Annotated in this window: 14 protein-coding genes and 1 tRNA gene; 6 read left to right on the forward strand and 9 right to left on the reverse strand. The window is 40.8% G+C overall.

Annotated elements, in window-relative coordinates:
• Nucleotides 1–323: 323 nt before the first annotated feature.
• The 5 genes from leuC to ACIGBM_RS04865 all read left to right on the forward strand — a co-directional run bounded on the left by leuC (nt 324) and on the right by ACIGBM_RS04865 (nt 6,044).
• The gene (gene leuC, locus ACIGBM_RS04845; RefSeq protein WP_057759320.1) at nt 324–1,742 is read left to right on the forward strand and encodes a 3-isopropylmalate dehydratase large subunit; all 1,419 of its coding nucleotides are present in this window, start codon (nt 324–326) and stop codon (nt 1,740–1,742) included.
• A gap of 142 nt (nt 1,743–1,884) precedes the next feature.
• On the forward strand, nt 1,885–2,535 hold the full coding sequence (gene leuD / locus ACIGBM_RS04850) for a 3-isopropylmalate dehydratase small subunit (RefSeq protein WP_057759322.1): 651 nt from the start codon (nt 1,885–1,887) through the stop codon (nt 2,533–2,535).
• A 137-nt stretch (nt 2,536–2,672) separates the two neighbouring features.
• Entirely contained in the window at nt 2,673–3,392 is a 720-nt protein-coding gene (locus ACIGBM_RS04855) for a hypothetical protein (RefSeq protein ID WP_397476939.1), read from the forward strand.
• Nucleotides 3,393–3,455: 63 nt separating this feature from the next.
• The gene (gene leuB / locus ACIGBM_RS04860; RefSeq protein ID WP_397476940.1) at nt 3,456–4,559 is read left to right on the forward strand and encodes a 3-isopropylmalate dehydrogenase; all 1,104 of its coding nucleotides are present in this window, start codon (nt 3,456–3,458) and stop codon (nt 4,557–4,559) included.
• A 363-nt stretch (nt 4,560–4,922) separates the two neighbouring features.
• Complete coding sequence (locus ACIGBM_RS04865) at nt 4,923–6,044, forward strand: L,D-transpeptidase family protein (RefSeq protein WP_397476941.1); 1,122 nt, start codon at nt 4,923–4,925, stop codon at nt 6,042–6,044.
• A 260-nt stretch (nt 6,045–6,304) separates the two neighbouring features.
• On the opposite strand, the gene infA is transcribed toward ACIGBM_RS04865, so the two are convergent.
• The 7 genes from infA to dinB all read right to left on the reverse strand — a co-directional run bounded on the left by infA (nt 6,305) and on the right by dinB (nt 14,826).
• Complete coding sequence (gene infA, locus ACIGBM_RS04870; protein ID WP_021814850.1) at nt 6,305–6,526, reverse strand: translation initiation factor IF-1; 222 nt, start codon at nt 6,524–6,526, stop codon at nt 6,305–6,307.
• A gap of 120 nt (nt 6,527–6,646) precedes the next feature.
• Nucleotides 6,647–7,480 (reverse strand): tRNA pseudouridine(38-40) synthase TruA, encoded by an 834-nt coding sequence (gene truA, locus ACIGBM_RS04875; RefSeq protein ID WP_397476942.1) that lies wholly within the window; start codon nt 7,478–7,480, stop codon nt 6,647–6,649.
• Nucleotides 7,481–7,523: 43 nt separating this feature from the next.
• Nucleotides 7,524–8,624 carry an asparaginase gene (locus ACIGBM_RS04880; RefSeq protein ID WP_397476943.1) on the reverse strand — a complete coding sequence of 367 codons (1,101 nt, stop codon included), beginning with the start codon at nt 8,622–8,624 and terminating at the stop codon, nt 7,524–7,526.
• Between the two features lie 162 nt (nt 8,625–8,786).
• The gene (locus ACIGBM_RS04885; RefSeq protein WP_397476944.1) at nt 8,787–10,445 is read right to left on the reverse strand and encodes a FimV/HubP family polar landmark protein; all 1,659 of its coding nucleotides are present in this window, start codon (nt 10,443–10,445) and stop codon (nt 8,787–8,789) included.
• Nucleotides 10,446–10,496: 51 nt separating this feature from the next.
• Nucleotides 10,497–12,260: a peptigoglycan-binding protein LysM gene (locus ACIGBM_RS04890; RefSeq protein ID WP_397476945.1), complete on the reverse strand. Its 1,764-nt coding sequence runs from the start codon at nt 12,258–12,260 to the stop codon at nt 10,497–10,499.
• Between the two features lie 110 nt (nt 12,261–12,370).
• The gene (gene queA / locus ACIGBM_RS04895; protein ID WP_397476946.1) at nt 12,371–13,573 is read right to left on the reverse strand and encodes a tRNA preQ1(34) S-adenosylmethionine ribosyltransferase-isomerase QueA; all 1,203 of its coding nucleotides are present in this window, start codon (nt 13,571–13,573) and stop codon (nt 12,371–12,373) included.
• 167 nt (nt 13,574–13,740) lie between these two features.
• Nucleotides 13,741–14,826 carry a DNA polymerase IV gene (gene dinB, locus ACIGBM_RS04900; protein ID WP_397476947.1) on the reverse strand — a complete coding sequence of 362 codons (1,086 nt, stop codon included), beginning with the start codon at nt 14,824–14,826 and terminating at the stop codon, nt 13,741–13,743.
• Between the two features lie 506 nt (nt 14,827–15,332).
• Here dinB and ACIGBM_RS04905 point away from each other — a divergent pair.
• Entirely contained in the window at nt 15,333–15,578 is a 246-nt protein-coding gene (locus tag ACIGBM_RS04905) for a hypothetical protein (RefSeq protein WP_201572470.1), read from the forward strand.
• Nucleotides 15,579–15,661: 83 nt separating this feature from the next.
• Here ACIGBM_RS04905 and ACIGBM_RS04910 read toward each other — a convergent pair.
• Both ACIGBM_RS04910 and ACIGBM_RS04915 read right to left on the reverse strand, forming a co-directional pair.
• Nucleotides 15,662–15,748, reverse strand: a tRNA-Leu gene (locus ACIGBM_RS04910).
• A gap of 152 nt (nt 15,749–15,900) precedes the next feature.
• Nucleotides 15,901–16,674 (reverse strand): ferredoxin--NADP reductase, encoded by a 774-nt coding sequence (locus tag ACIGBM_RS04915; protein ID WP_101205461.1) that lies wholly within the window; start codon nt 16,672–16,674, stop codon nt 15,901–15,903.
• Between the last annotated feature and the right edge of the window lie 20 nt (nt 16,675–16,694).

Raw genomic sequence — 16,694 nt, forward strand, 5'->3', positions numbered from 1 at the left:
ATCACAACGTATTAGAAATAAAAGTTTGCGTCTGGTTAAAAATCATCAATTATTATTATAGGATTTGCCTGCTATAATCACAAGACATCGAGGCGTATTGTGACATATTTATTCTAAAAAATTGGCTATTTGCCATTTAAAACGTATTTTAAGCGTTAGTTTTAGTCATGTGTTGGGTCTCATAAAGAAATAATATTTAAATCATAGATACGACAGCAATTATTAAACATTATAGATAGACATAGTATTTACATAGAATCTTAGCTTGGCAATGTTCAAGTAAGTAAAAATTAAGTAATTAGTAACCTATAAAGGATAGCAACATGGCTGGTCAAACGTTATATGACAAACTTTGGAACGCTCACGAAGTCACTAAGCGCGACGATGGTTCGAGCCTGATTTATATCGACCGCCACCTATTGCACGAAGTGACGAGTCCACAAGCATTTGAAGGGTTGGAGTTGGCAAATAGAGCGCCATGGCGTTTATCGGCTAACATTGCCAGTCCAGATCATAATGTGCCGACCGTTACTAAAGAGCGCCTAGAAGGGGTGCCTGGGATTAAAGACAAGGTATCACGCTTGCAGGTTGTCACTTTGGACGATAACTGTACCAAGTTTGATATTGCTGAATTTACTATCAATGATGCCCGTCAAGGAATTTTGCACGTGGTCGGTCCTGAGCAAGGTTTGGTCTTGCCAGGTATGACAGTTGTTTGCGGTGACTCGCATACAGCGACCCACGGAGCACTTGGTTGCTTGGCTCATGGTATCGGAACCTCTGAAGTTGAGCATGTATTGGCAACGCAGTGTTTGATTCAAAAGAAATCAAAAAATATGCAGATTCGCGTCACTGGTCAACTTGGTGCTGGCGTCACTTCAAAAGATGTGGTGTTAGCTATCATTGCGAAGATTGGTACTGCAGGTGGTACAGGACACGCGATTGAATTTGCAGGTCAAGTGTTCGAAGACATGAGTATGGAAGGTCGCATGACCGTCTGTAACATGGCGATTGAAGCAGGCGCGCGCGTCGGTATGGTTGCGGTCGATGACACGACGATTGATTATGTCAAAGGTCGTCCATATGCGCCAAGCGAAGCACAATGGGAACAAGCGGAAGCCTACTGGCGTACACTATATTCAGACGATGACGCGGTATTTGATACTGTGGTAGAAATCGACGGTAGTCAGATCGCACCACAGGTATCTTGGGGTACATCGCCTGAGATGGTGGTAGATATCACGCAATCTGTACCGACACCAGATCAAGCCATTGATGAAGCTCAAGAAGAAGGCTGGTTACGCGCTTATACTTATATGGGGCTAGAAGCTGGTCAGAAAATTACGGATATCCAACTTGATCGTATATTTATCGGTTCATGTACCAATTCACGAATCGAAGATTTACGTGATGCGGCAGCGGTAATCAAAGGTCGCAAAGTTGCTGATAACGTAAAAGAAGCGATCGTTGTTGCAGGTTCTGGACAGGTGAAGTTGCAAGCAGAGGCTGAAGGATTGGATACGTTATTTACCGAAGCTGGTTTTGAATGGCGTGAGCCGGGTTGCTCAATGTGTCTGGCAATGAATGCAGACAAACTTGAGCCGCAAGAGCACTGTGCCTCAACGTCGAATCGTAATTTTGAAGGTCGTCAGGGTAATGGTGGTCGTACGCATTTGGTAAGCCCAGCAATGGCAGCTGCCGCCGCGTTGGCAGGACATTTTGTGGATGTTCGTACGTTTTAAGACTGATAGTAAGTAGCTGACATCATGCTTGTATGAACGATAAATATATGAACATGGTGTCAAAGATGGTAAAAAATTATTTACTGTTTAATACGCTTATCAAAATCATCAGCCAGCAAAAATATAATTGATAGGAAATTTTATGCAAGCTTATAACACCCAAACAGGTATCGTTTGCCCGTTAGATCGCGCAAACGTCGATACCGACCAAATTATCGCAAAACAGTTTTTAAAGTCTATTAAACGTACAGGTTTTGGCGTAAATCTATTTGATGATTGGCGCTATCTTGACGAAGGTTATCCTGGTCAAGACAACAGTACACGAGTCATCAATCCAGACTTTGTATTGAATAAGCCACGTTATCAAGGCGCTACTATCTTGTTGGCACGCAGAAACTTTGGCTGTGGCTCTAGTCGTGAGCATGCACCTTGGGCGTTATCAGAGTATGGTTTCCGTACGGTAATTGCGCCTAGCTTTGCAGATATTTTCTATAATAACTGTTTCAAAAATGGCATGTTGCCGATTGTGTTGGATGAAGCGATTGTAGATACGTTAATGAAAGCAACGTTCGATAACGAAGGCTATGAGTTGACCGCGGATCTTGAGCGTCAAGTCGTTATCACACCAACTGGCGAAGAGTATGCCTTTGAAGTAGATGCCTTTCGCAAACATTGCTTATTAAACGGACTTGATGATATTGGTCTAACCTTGCAACAAAGTGATGCTATCAAAGATTACGAGCAACAAATGATGCAAAAAACACCGTGGATATTTAACGACGTAAGAGCGTAGAAGGTCATTTTATAATCTACTGCTCATAAAACTATGAGTAGTCGCAACGCAGCGTTGAGTTATGGCGGTGAACTGTCTAAAATGAAGGGTAGTTTTTCACTACATTTTATTATCTCTCTTGAATAGTAGCCGCCATTATGAATACAAAACGTTATGCTCTATGGACAAGTACAATTGTTGCTGCAAGCTTATTATTGTCAGGCTGTCAGCTATTGACGGGCTATCAAAAAATAAATGAGGCAGAGAGTGCTGAAGCATGGGTGGGTAAAATCAAACCTATCGTTGGTGAAGTAAATATTGCATGTGTGGGTACATATCATTGCGAAATTGTGCAGATAGATAAAACGCTCATTATTGCGCCCAACAGTCACGAGCCAATCAATCCTCAGATTATGACAGCCTTACCACGTCAAGAAGGTATGGCAAAAACATCGATGAATATGGATATGACACCACTCGTCAATAAAAATGCCATAAAAGTTGTGCCGTTAGCACCTTCGAGTATGCCAGGATTGACCAACTATTATGCACGGGTCATGCCTGCCAAATACGAGGTACATGTGAATTTTTATCCAGAGAATAACATGGGCTATGTTGAGCGTTTTGCGATGATTCATGATTTCACTGAAGCAGGTACCTATCAGTTACGTGCTTATCAAAAGAAGAGCAGCGAAAAATCAGGCAGTCTATTGGACACAGCATCACCTGAGCCTTTATGTATTGAGCTATTGCAAGGTACTCAAGTACAGCGCCGATTCTGTAAGCAACTAGACGCTGAGCATCAAGGCGAGTTTGTAGAGACGGGTATGGCCAAAGCAGTGACATCAGCACCTAAAGTCAAAAAAATGGCAGTATAAAATATGAGTATAAAAAGCTCGAAAATATAATCAACCAATAAAAATATTTCCAAAAGGATCAGTATGGCAACGATTTTAACATTAGCGGGTGATGGTATTGGCCCTGAAATTATGACCCAAGCCATTGACGTGCTCAAGGCTGTCAATGATAAGTTTTCACTTGATTTAACGCTTGAGTCTGGATTGATTGGCGGTATAGCTATTGATGCAACTGGTGAGCCTTTGCCAGATGAGACATTGGCTCGTGCTCGCGCCGCAGATGCCGTATTGCTAGGTGCAGTTGGTGGTCCTAAATGGGATGCAATCGAGCGTAGTAAACGCCCTGAACGTGGTCTATTGAAAATCCGTGGTGAGCTTGGTTTATTTGCCAACCTACGCGTAGCCAAGCTCTATCCACAGTTGGCTAATGCCTCAAGTATCAAACCTGAAATTATCTCAGGTTTAGATCTATTGATCGTTCGTGAGCTAACAGGCGGTATCTATTTTGGTGAGCCTCGTGGTATCCGCACATTAGAAAACGGTGAGCAGCAGGGCTATAACACGATGGTGTATAGCACAAGTGAGATTCAGCGCATTGGTAAAGTTGCCTTTGAATTAGCAAAAACGCGTGCGCAAGCAGCAGGCACAGCAGCTAAGGTATGTTCAGTTGATAAAGCTAATGTGTTAGAAGTCACCGAGCTGTGGAAACAGACGATGATCGAGATGCAGCAAGCTGACTATAGCGATGTGGCGCTATCACATATGTATGCTGACAATGCTTGCATGCAGTTGATTAAAGATCCTAAGCAGTTCGATGTCATGGTGACGGGAAATATGTTTGGCGATATCCTATCTGATGAAGCTGCGATGTTAACAGGATCAATCGGGATGTTGCCATCAGCGAGCTTAGATGAGTCAGGTAAAGGCATGTATGAGCCGTGTCATGGTTCAGCGCCTGATATCGCAGGACAAGATAAAGCCAACCCATTAGCGACTATCTTGTCTGTTGCTATGATGCTGCGTTACACCTTCAAGCAAGAAGAAGCGGCACAAGCAATTGAACAGGCAGTCAGTGATGTGCTTGATGATGGTCTACGTACGCTGGATATTTTAGATAGCAGCGAAGCTGGACTTAAGCGAGTAGGCTGTAAAGAAATGGGTCAAGCGGTCTTGGCCAAACTGATATAAGTTAATTTGCGTTTAAAGGCTATTCTTATATAGCATTTTCCACAGTCTCAGTTTGCGTGTTATATACCCATAAGCTACCAAGTGGCTTATGGGTTTTTTATCGTTCATCTGTTAGCAAAGCTTATTTATAAGCGCCTTATTAACAGAGACGCTGTACAACGAAGCTCCTTTTAACACAAAGCTGTTATATGCTCACAAGGTAATATGACAATATTGATGACTCGTAAAAGACTTAAAACCTTTTGCTTTTAGCAGAGTAAAATATCAAAAAACTAGATTACAAAGGCAAGTTCTAAAATCTAAAAAACTGTAGTATTTGAAAACTGAAAATAATAATAGAATTTTTTAAATGAGGAGTGTTACATGTATCAATTAACAAGAATCAGTAAGGCATTGACAGTGGTTAGTTTCTCTAGCTTACTATTCATGGGGCAAAGCATCGCAGTAGAGACAACAGATAGTGTGAGCTCAAGTAATAGCGTCAAAGCTCCGGCAGAAGTCAGTCCGGTTACTAATGGCGTAAGTCAAAAGTTAACAGGAGATAGTAAAGTCGCGACTTCATTGAATAAGCTACTACCTACGATTAAGTACACAACTGAGAACCTATCTGACAATGCAAAAAAAGTAAACAATGTCACTTGGACGGCGGATGCAGAGATCGATCGTAATATAGGAACAAAGCTGCAGGCTCTATTAAACTGGCATCATAATGGAGTAGGGCCTGTCGATGGGTACTGGGGCAAAAATACTCGTAAAGCCATGCAGGCATTTCAAAAAGCAAATGGTTTAGACGTAACCGATACGTTGAACAACGAGACGTGGCAAGCGCTGACCAAGAATGAGAAGCTTACGACTCAACCAGTACTAGTCAGTTATCAGCTTACTGAAGCAGACGTGAATGTCAAAACCACAACCATACCTGCTGATTCTGTTGCCAAATCCAAGCTTGAGGGAATGTACTACGAAAGCATTACTGAGGCATTGGCAGAGAAGTTTCATATCAGTGAGAAATATTTAAAATCGCTTAATCCTGATGCCAGTTTTACTGCGGGTGAAATTATCACGGTATACAACCCTGGCAATCCTAACACTAAGCCTGTGCATCGCGTTGTCGCTGATAAAGCCACTGAGACACTCTACGCTTATGATGAGAACAATAACTTGATTGCTAGCTATCCGACGACAGTGGGTAGTACAGCGACACCATCACCAACAGGTACGCATACTGTTAAGGTAAAGGTGCACGAGCCCAACTATACTTATACGGCCAATGACGGTAGCAAGTCTATCATTCCACCAGGTCCCAACAATCCAGTAGGCTCGGTATGGATTGGGCTTAGTAAACCAACTTATGGCATTCATGGATCACCAGATCCTGCTCGTATCAGTCGTCAAGCATCAGCAGGTTGTGTGCGTTTGACCAATTGGGATGCGCTTAGTCTGCTTGGAGTAATAAAAAATGGCGCAACTGTCGAGTTTAGTTAGACACGGCAGTACTAAATCATAAAAAATGGACAAAAAAATACCGCTAAAATCTAGCGGTATTTTTTGTGGTAAGTATAAACAGTCAATACTAAATAACTAAAATATTGATAGGCAATAATGAGCAGATTAGCATTTTCATTATTATTATCAGTTTCACTACCCAAGCGTCATATCAGCTATCAGCGATAACGTAGCTATTCAGTTATTAGCTGTATCTTACCAATGCTAATACTTTCATAACCATATTGGTCAGTCAGTATTTAGTTTTTACCACGGTAGGTGATACGGCCTTTAGATAGGTCATAAGGTGTCATTTCAACTTTAACCTTATCACCTGTCAAGATACGAATATAATGCTTACGCATCTTACCAGAGATATGCGCGATGATTTCGTGCCCGTTTTCTAAACGAACTTTGAACAAAGTATTAGGAAGGGTATCAATGACTTCGCCTTCAAATTCAATAATATCGTCTTTTGCCATAATTTGTATCAATCAATTAAAAAATAAGCCCATATTATACGTAAGTTAGTGGATTAAAGCAATACGAACCTGCTTTTGACTTGACAGCATGTAAGTGATATGTATGCCAAACCATAACGTTTAATCAGGCAAATTTAACCAGACAGGTGTTAGCGGTGCATCTGGCAATAAGCTTTGAAAACGTTCAGGATAATAAGCATTGATAAAATACAATCCATCACCTGAAGCAGTTGGCGGTGCAATCGTTCTATCTTTTTTATGCAAAATCTTTAAAAAATCTGCTGGCTCTAGCTCATGTCTACCAATGGCATATAGTGTGCCCATCAAATTGCGAACCATATGATGTAAAAACCCATCTGCTTGTATATCAAAAACGATAAATTGACCATGAGCAAAGAGGTTGGCATGGCTAATCGTGCGCACTGGCTGATTGGATTGACAGGCCGCAGCACGGTAACTGCTAAAATCATGTGTACCTACGATATCAGCTGCTGCTTGCTGCATGGCTTTCAAATCAAGCGGTTCATAGATATGAGTCACCTGATGATTTAGTATGGCAGGACGCTGTGCTTGGTTGAGCGTAATATAACGATAGCGACGAGCAATAGCACCAAAACGCGCGTGAAAATCAGCTGGCATAGGTTGTATCCAGCGTAGAGCAATATCATCGGGAAGTAGGCTGTTCACACCGCGTAACCAGTTATGAGTAGGGCGATACGCATGAGTTGTAAAATGGGCAATCATATTGCTCGCATGGACGCTGGCATCAGTACGCCCAGCTGCGATGACTTCTATAGGCTCATTGGCAACTTTGCCGATAGCTGTCTCTAAGGCTTCTTGTACACCCAAAACCTCTCGTTGTCGTTGCCAGCCATGATAATGAGTTCCTAAGAACTCAATAGCAATCGCTAAAGTGTAGGTTGGTTCAGTTTCAATAATTTCAGTCTCAGACATTAGGGTTTCTAAACTTATAAAATTGGAATTAATTAAAAGTCGCTTATCGCTTTTTGATGTTAGTGCCGGTTTGATTGACATTATTCAACCAACGCTGTCTGCGTCTGGCAGGACTATCATAGCGAAGTAACAACCATAGTAACCGGGCATAAATAGCGGGTATTGTCAGACGCCCACCAGCAATCACATGATGCTCGTACTGCCAACTGCCCGCCGCATAGCTATCGCTGACGCCACCAAACGGACATTGACTGGCTGATATCACCATATGTCCACGCTCATGAGCAAGGGTCAGTGTCTCTGCTAGTGCAGCTGAGTAAGGGATGTTACCGGCGCCAAATCCCAATAGAATGATGCCACATGGTGGCTGCGACAATAAAGCTTGTAGCTGGTTGTTTATCATCGAAACATCGTTAGGTAGGCAATATAGCGCATGAACACTCGCGTTTTCAGCGCGTGTTTGAATACTGGATAGCAAGTCTTGTTGGTCATCAAGCCAATGTTGCCTACGAGTGTCAGGTAGATTTTTTATATAGCTATTGGCTGGGTAAGCGGCGCGAGAATGACCAGTAAATGCCATTAGATCATGGCTGTGAATTTTTTGTACCGTTTGAGCAGGCCATGATTCGCCGCCAAAACTAACCTTCACGCCTGATTCACCAGCAGCGGCTAGTTTTAATGAGTCGTTGAGATTGCCCCAAGCATCGCTATGTTCATCGATGTTATAGGAATGCAATATCTCACTGTCTAATAATGGGCGCATACTTGCGGTCAAAACAATACAGATATCACTACCTGCAAAAGCTTCTGCTAAAAATGCGCCTAAGTAACTCAACGTATCCGTGCCAGTGATGAGCAGAAAGCGTCTATCACCTTTAGTATAAGCATTCAGGAGTAGTTGATAAAAATGCGTAAAGTCGCTAGGGGTAAGCTGGCTGCTGTCTTTGATCAGGGCGTTTTCTAACCATGAGACTGTCGGTAAGTTATTCGTACTATCTTGTGCAGATAAAAGTTTTTGTAGAGTAGGTAAAAACACTTCTGCTGATAATGGCGCTAAAGGTCTGCCGTAGCTACCAAAGGTACCACCAGCATAAATCAGTTGAATAGGATCGGATAGATTTTTGAGCATAACAGAAGATGGCATAGTATCAACACAGTAAACAAGTATGGAAGAAAAGAGGTGCTGGAGGATTGACCAACGATGGCTGAAGGGTTTAATAATAGATAGTATTAGAGTTAAATGCAAAAAAATCAGCAAGCATCCCGTGATTCGGAAGTACTTGCTGATGAGAGACTAGACTATTAACTACGCAGTACGCTCAAGTAATAGCTGTGCTTGCTGTTTCTGCTCATTAGTACCTTGAGCTATCACCTCATTGAGTAAACGCTTTGCACTGTCGTATTCACCCAATTGTAGATATTGATCTGCCAAGTCTAACGTGACTTGATTACTGTCTAATGATTTTACGAAATCAAAATCTGCTGCGAACCGTGATGAGAAGTCTTCTGCTGATTCAGTCTCTTGAGGCGTGATAGAAGTGTCACTCTCAACTGGCGCAACTGTAGAGACTGGGGTAGTGGTCGAGGGAGCGTCAAATAGAGAATCAGCATCGTCAATATTAAAATCATCGTCTATCAGCGTATTGTCATCAAATCTTAATGGTGCAGCAGGTGCAATATTCGATTCTTCAACATCGCTAACATCATTAACCTCGATATCATCCTTGAGTAATGGTTCCTCGAGATTAATATCTGTAAAGCTCTCTTCTTCAAGGGTCATGCTCTCAGAAGTATTATTTCCAAAATCAGTATTTTCCAGAATAAAATTGTCGAAATCACTGTCGTTTTCAGTCGTAGATAGGTCATCATTGGAGACAGTATTGATATTATCTGATGTATCTAGGCTGCCCAAAGATAAAGCAAAGTCATCTTCACTGTTTTGAATAGTATCAATAGAGTGTTGTTCTGAATTCGTAGAGACGTCATTAGCTACGACATTATCTGTATCGTCTGCTAAATCATCGAAGTCTAAGATAAAATCTTCTTCTAGTGCTGCTTTCTCATTATCATTATGTGAGAGGTTAGTGTCTATAGATGATTCATTCGAAGTATCATCAAATGAATCAAAGTCAAACTCAAAGTCACTGAGTTCGTTATCTTCGTTATTACTAACATTATCGTTAGTAGAAGTCTCTAAAACGTCGTTATCTACATTGTCCAATGGTATGACAGGCGTTTCACTGGTCGTATTAGGCGCAGCGACATCGTTCTCTAAATCGCTGAGGGTCAGATCAAAGCTATCATTCGAAGTTTCGGTAGTAGGATTGACACTGTTAACTTCGTCTGACACTTCTAAGCTGTCGATAGGCTCACTTATTGCAATATCATTATTTTCTCCTTCTTCAATTGACTGATGGCTTGCTGCATCGATGTTATCAGTTTGACTAACAGGCAAATCGAAGTCGATGCCACCAAAATCATTGTTAGCATTATCTGTTGCTAGCGTTTGCACAGCGGCAGGTTCTAATTCATCGAAAGATAGATTTCTTATCTCGTCTGCTTGAGCGATAGTCTGACTATCATTATGAGTCTTTATAGACTCATAAACATTATTAAAGTCTTTTGGCTGATCTATCGTAGCGTATATGCTTAGTAACTTAAGAGAAAGTGCTCCATCATTAGGTTTGTCACTTAAACCGCGTTTGAGAGTTTCAATTGCTTTATCATAACGTTGCTGATCCATAAAACGCTGAGCAATGGTAACGTGATCAAATTTATTCTCATCAATTGCAATATTTTGGGTAGGAGCACCATAATCTACTTTTGACGTTGGAGTAATTGTGTTTCTTTCTGAATTTGTAGGCAATTGTGCTGACGATTTTTGAGCTTTATTTTTGCGTAATAAAAAACCAGCTACTAATAAAATAAGTACCAATCCAGCGATGATATATAGCATATTGTCCATAGTTACTCCTACGCCTGTGATCACAATCTATTGTGTTGATCAACCAGACAATTATTGATTACGTAATTTTTTAAGACGAGCTTGTAGCTCAGCCAGTTTTTGATTCTGTAGTTGAAGCTTTTTAGTATAACTATTAAGAGCGTTACTAGTACTTGATAAACGCTGAGCTTGTGCTGCAGTTTTCTGCCTTGTGGCTTTCAGAGTTGCCAGTATGTCGGTACTCAAACCATTCCCAGTATTTGAAGCTGATTTCGTTTGAGTTCCATCTGCATTACCGTCTCGCCCAGGCGCAAGCACAGAAAACTGCGCTTTTGGTAACATTTGCGTTTTAGTAATCACTACTTTCTTAGGACGTTTGGCCTTGACTGCTTGAGTGCTTTTGGATGGTTTCTTAATAGATTTTTGAACGGTTTTTTGCATCGCCGCTGTATTTGCTCTACGAATATATTGTCTTTGTGCATCGATGGCCGCTTCTAGATTTTTCTGTGACGGTATGACATCGTAACTGGGTAGACTGAGCTTAGCATCTGCTTTTAATTGGTCCGCATCTCTATTGATAAAGGCATCAGGGTTTTGTGTTTGAATTTGCTTCATCACAGTTGAAGTATCTAGGTTATTTTCTTGCGCTATCTGTTGGGCAATGATCCATAGACTATCGTTACGTTGTACTTGGTATTGATTAACTGTCGAACTATCTATTGCTATGTCATTTGAAGAGGTATTATTAATAGCGCTATTAGGAGTTTTCGAAGTTGTATTGTCAATAGAAGCTGCAATGACGCTAGTATCATTGTTCTCAGTATTGCTTGCTATGATGCTAGTAGTTGGAGTAGGTACGGGTGATGTATCAGCATCTGTTTTCTTACGACTCGGCTGTATCTGCCGTATGACTTGAATATTTAGAGTGTCGAGTGGTTTATCAATTAATACTTTATCTAATATTGGAGTGCTTTTTATACTTGCCTTATCGCTATCGTTGTCAATAGCTTTCGTAGGTTCAGTGCTGTTATTCGCACTCAAAGCACTGCTATCTAAACGGTTTGATGAACTAAGGCCGTTATCAGTATTCTTTGCATTACTGATAGTATTTTTTATATCAGAATCACTATTTAAACGCCCATTATCAAGCCGACTAGGTGCGTAAGTAAGATTGCTAGTCTGCGAAGTAGCTGTCACTGTCGGGGCTTGTATGTTAGATACTGATCTGGAAATAGAAGAATCAACTGCTGCTATGTTTGCTAGAGCTGGTTGGTTTTCAGCAGTGTTAGATACTGATATTAGTGGCGGCGGCGCACCTTTTCTTACGGTTAACGGTTTGACTGTGCTTGCAGAAACACTAGGTAAATTAGGTTTTTTTGTACCTTTGACAATGTTTTCTGGAGTCTTATTAATCGGTAGACTATCGCTTAACGGCATTAATAATGTTTTTGGTACGACATTTTGCTGCCCATTATCATTGATCGATAAGACCAAATCAGCAAAAGGCTTGGACACAGGCTGCGATGTGCTGATTAATACCTGACCACTGGTCGCTGAAGTTGCTTGAAAACGCACCTGCATTGAATCAGTCGGCGTCAATCCCATCTGTTGATAGATAACTGGATTGGCCAAGCTCGCTGAAAAGTCAGCCGCTCGTATGTCGGTAACCACAATACTTGCGTTTAAAGGTTCATGTTGAGCTGAATTAACGACTGTCTTACCGATATTTGCCGCTTGCGCGCTTGGAATAATAGCGGCCAAACCTACAGAATAAAGTAATGCCATCGATACCGCGCGATGTACAGGAGTCAAGCGACGAGATAAATGACAAGACATGAGCAGTCCTTTACAAAATAAGTTATCTTTGCTGTTATAACAAAGTACGGTTTAGTTTACCAGTTTATTTCACAACTGTTGCGTCCAATGCGTAAATGTTTATTTAATGTTCAGCTTATTTTCTTGTCAAGTAACATTGCATCGCCATAACTAAAGAATCGATATTCTTTTTGAATAGCATGTTGATAGGCCTGTTCAATCGCTGCTTTGCCAGAAAAAGCTGATACCAACATTAGCAATGTCGATTTGGGTAAATGAAAGTTTGTTAACAGTCGATCAATGACACCGAATTTAAATCCTGGATAAATAAAGATGTCTGTGTCCCCTGACCAGCTAGAGAGTACTTGTCCATTAATAGCCGTTTTTTGATACGCCGTTTCAAGGACGCGAGTCACCGTGGTACCAATCGCGATGACCTTATTACCATTTGCATGCGTTTGATTAATCAGTTCAGCAGTTGCTTGTGGCAGATGTGCATACTCACTGTGCATAGTATGATTGAGCAGGTTGTCTGTTTTAACTGGCGCAAAGGTACCAGCGCCAACATGCAATGTCACAAAAGCAGTATTGATGCCTTTTTCTGCCAGTTTATTAAGCACCAATTCATCGAAATGCAAACTTGCTGTCGGTGCAGCGACACTTGCAAGCTTAGCAGGATCATGAAAAACCGTTTGATAACGAGTATTATCAGTGTCATCAGCATGACGTTCAAAGTAAGGCGGGATAGGTAGCTCGCCGTAGAGTTCTAAATCAGGCAAAATTGGCGCATCAAAGGCTAAAATAAACAAGTTGTCCTGACGACCAATCATCGCGCCACTCATATGACCATCAGAAAGTTGAAAACGTTGACCAAGTTTCAGTGCTTTACTGGCTTTTACATGGCAAAGGGCAATATGTTCTTGGTTGACTGATTCATTATTTGAATCTTCTAAATGCAGTGTCGTTATATCTAAGTCTGAGACAGTAACCAATCGCTCAATCAAAACCTCAAGTTTACCGCCAGTGTCTTTTTGACCAAATAGGCGTGCCTTCATAACCTTTGTATCATTAAAGACAATCAGGTCTCCATCGTCTAACAATTCAGGCAACTCAGAAAACAAACAGTCTTCTACAAGCGTAGCATTTGTGTCAGTGTGAGCAGGCAAGTACAAGAGTTTTGAAGCAGAACGTTGTGCTAATGGATATCGCGCAATCAAACGATCTGGTAGGTCATAGTCGTAATCTTCTACGCTTAGATAATCTAAGACGTCACTATTGTTATTGGTATCAAGCGGAGTATTAGAATCGGAAGATGCAGTGTGAGCGTTGGTCATAATCAGTCTTTAAATGGATAGAAATTTTGGCATAATTGTAGCAGAAATACTGCTATAAAAGGTTGCTTTACTAAGTAGTCACCGTGCACAAAACATATTTGAATAGCCTAAGCAAAAGTAATAGTTTTCAACTGTTCTAATGTTTATTACGTTAGTCTTTGCTTATTTTACTCAAATAAATTTAATTGAGGCAATAATTGGGTTGCAGGTGTCAATGACGAAAAAGTGACCCCGACTAATCGAATAGGAAGCTGGCGCGGAATATCTAAGAATAACTTATCTAACCAGTAATGAGCAGATTCAGCACTACTAAAAGCGGTGGTCAGCGTGTGCGTACGGGTAATCTGAGTGAAATCGGCATACTTAACCTTGAGTGTTATAGTATGAGCGATGAGATTTTTTTTGTGCAGTTGCGCGAAGGCATCCGCATTTTGTTCATAGATTTGTACACGTAACGCCGTGTCATCGTTTAGGTTTTCTCTAAAAGTAGTCTCCGAACCAACAGACTTATACAGGCGCTCAGATTTGACAGCGCGTTCATCCCGACCATGAGCGATATCGTGATAAAACTGTCCTCGCTTACCAAACTCATTAATCAATACTTCGGCTGACATACGGCGTAGATCAGCACCGTTAGTCACGCCCATCGCATGTAATCGTCTTGCCGTTGCTTTACCTATCCCATGAAATCGTTCAATAGGCAGTGTACTGATAAAAGCATCAGCGTCTTCTGGTGTGATAATCGCGGTGCCGTTAGGCTTGTTGATGTCAGAGGCAATCTTGGCCAACATTTTGTTGAAGGACACGCCAGCAGAAGCGGTCAATTCTGTATGTTGTAATATTTGTGCTCTTAACCAGTTGGCCATCAATGTCGCTGAGCCTTTATGTACAGTAAGACCAGTGACATCGAGATAAGCTTCATCTAGTGATAATGGCTCAACATGAGACGTTAAGCTGTACATGATATTTCGAATATCGCTGCTCACAGCTCGATATACTTCAAAACGTGGTCTGACAAATATGACTTCTGGACAACGTTTGCGAGCCTCATAACAAGACATGGCTGAGCGCACTCCAAACTGACGTACCTCATAGCTAGCTGCTGCTACAACACCGCGACCATTTGGATCTCCACCAACCACTAGTGGCTTGCCCCGTAATTCTGGGAAGTCACGTTGTTCTACACTGGCATAAAACGCATCCATATCTATATGAATGATTTTACGTGGACTGGATGCTGTAGGAGTTTTCATGATTAATATTTTACATCACTCAATACTTTCATTTCAGTATCGATTATTAAACGGTAAAAGGATTTTTTGAATATAGAACCATAAAAATATGGCAATATGTGAATAATTTATATATCAATAATTAAATATAGTGTAAGGTTAATAGTCAGAGATATATGGCGTTAAAACACTAGCAAATTTAATATAGTTAACATATGTTCACTAAAAGATGTTCAGTATTGTATATACCTTAAGTTTTTTAGATTTTCTATACCGCCTGTCTGAATATTATCGCCTTCCATCATGAATATTATGGTTATATGTTACAGTTCTAATGCTATCGTTTTACAATATATTAACCACGATAATCAATAGTTATGAAAGTAATAAATGGTCTTTTATAGGGATTGTATTTACCTGATAAGACATTGTTTATAGCTCATACCAAACTTATAAATTGAGTACTGGTAAATTAACTTTCTAAAAAAATAGTAATGAGAAAGTTCAAGATAATTAAGGAGCTGATGATGAGTCATGAATTAAAAGGGAGCGATTTAACACGAGCAATGCTAGCGCGGGGTGATAAAAAGATATGGTGCGCAGTGTGTGATGAAAGCGATGAACAAGCGATGATGGATCAGTGTGGTAATGATTTTACAGCCTATATTGTGTCATTTAATGATGGATATTTTTATTGTAGTGCTGGCATGCCATGGAGTTATGCGGTACCGATTAAGATAAGCGCTGTCATGCCATTTGAAGTATCGATATAAGCGAGCTCGGAATTTATTAAAACAAATATAAATAATAAGCACAAAAAAACCTCCGATAAAGGAGGCTAATTTGTACTAAATAATGGTACCAGTGGTCGGACTCGAACCGACACGCTTTTAAAGGCAACGGATTTTGAATCCGTCATGTCTACCAATTCCATCACACTGGCATGTTAGGTGATAATAGTTATTGACTAAATATTACCGAATTGGGCTACAGTGTTGACTGTATAGGCTGCGTATTATAGCAGCCTATTTACATGCGTCAAGTATTATTTTATACAAATTTTCATTTATTCTAATGATGCTAAATAGCATCATTCTAGCCGACAAAGGCACGCTCAACTGCGTAATCTGCTTGCACACCCATACGTGGTGAAACAGTCAAGCCAAAGTCATCTAAAATAGCAGAAACCTCAGCATTAAACGGCATACTGCCACAAAGCATGACACGGTCGTCATCTTTATTCATTGGCGGTAAACCAATATCTTCGAACAATTTGCCTGATTTCATCAAATCAGTGACACGTCCTTGGTTTCTAAACTCTTCACGTGTAACGGTTGGATAATAGATGAATTTTTCGCGATACCATTCACCAAAGATTTCATCGTTAGGCAGCTCATTTTCAAACATTTCACGATAAGCCAAATCATGAACATGACGTACGCCATGTACTAAGATGATTTTGTCAAAACGCTCATACACTTCAGGATCACGTGCTAGTGACAAGAACGGAGCAAGGCCAGTACCAGTAGAGAGCATATACAGATTCTTACCTGGTAGCAGATCGTCCAATACTAGTGTGCCCGTTGGTTTTTTACTGACTAACAGCTCGTCGCCTACTTTGATATGTTGCAAGCGCGAAGTTAATGGACCATCTTGAACTTTAATAGAGAAAAACTCTAAATGATCTTCATAGTTAGGGCTGGCGATTGAATAAGCGCGTAATAATGGCTTGCCATCAACAACAAGTCCAATCATCGCAAATTCGCCATTACGAAAGCGCAAGCCATCGTCACGAGTGGTTTTGATACTAAATAGAGAATCATTCCAGTGATGAACCTCTGTGACCGTTTCGGTGCGAAGTTTTGACATAAAGTCCTCGTTAATAAGTT

This window comes from Psychrobacter sp. NPDC077938, from assembly GCF_044542635.1.
Lineage (GTDB): Bacteria > Pseudomonadota > Gammaproteobacteria > Pseudomonadales > Moraxellaceae > Psychrobacter.

Bases quoted from the DNA above. Each gene is read 5' to 3' on its own strand.
- leuD (WP_057759322.1), top strand. From the start codon at position 1,885: ATGCAAGCTTATAACACCCAAACAGGTATCGTTTGCCCGTTAGATCGC.
- ACIGBM_RS04915 (WP_101205461.1), bottom strand. From the start codon at position 16,674: ATGTCAAAACTTCGCACCGAAACGGTCACAGAGGTTCATCACTGGAAT.
- ACIGBM_RS04905 (WP_201572470.1), top strand. From the start codon at position 15,333: ATGAGTCATGAATTAAAAGGGAGCGATTTAACACGAGCAATGCTAGCG.
- truA (WP_397476942.1), bottom strand. From the start codon at position 7,480: ATGTCTGAGACTGAAATTATTGAAACTGAACCAACCTACACTTTAGCG.
- ACIGBM_RS04855 (WP_397476939.1), top strand. From the start codon at position 2,673: ATGAATACAAAACGTTATGCTCTATGGACAAGTACAATTGTTGCTGCA.
- ACIGBM_RS04885 (WP_397476944.1), bottom strand. From the start codon at position 10,445: ATGGACAATATGCTATATATCATCGCTGGATTGGTACTTATTTTATTA.
- dinB (WP_397476947.1), bottom strand. From the start codon at position 14,826: ATGAAAACTCCTACAGCATCCAGTCCACGTAAAATCATTCATATAGAT.
- ACIGBM_RS04880 (WP_397476943.1), bottom strand. From the start codon at position 8,624: ATGCCATCTTCTGTTATGCTCAAAAATCTATCCGATCCTATTCAACTG.
- leuC (WP_057759320.1), top strand. From the start codon at position 324: ATGGCTGGTCAAACGTTATATGACAAACTTTGGAACGCTCACGAAGTC.
- ACIGBM_RS04890 (WP_397476945.1), bottom strand. From the start codon at position 12,260: ATGTCTTGTCATTTATCTCGTCGCTTGACTCCTGTACATCGCGCGGTA.
- leuB (WP_397476940.1), top strand. From the start codon at position 3,456: ATGGCAACGATTTTAACATTAGCGGGTGATGGTATTGGCCCTGAAATT.
- queA (WP_397476946.1), bottom strand. From the start codon at position 13,573: ATGACCAACGCTCACACTGCATCTTCCGATTCTAATACTCCGCTTGAT.
- ACIGBM_RS04865 (WP_397476941.1), top strand. From the start codon at position 4,923: ATGTATCAATTAACAAGAATCAGTAAGGCATTGACAGTGGTTAGTTTC.
- infA (WP_021814850.1), bottom strand. From the start codon at position 6,526: ATGGCAAAAGACGATATTATTGAATTTGAAGGCGAAGTCATTGATACC.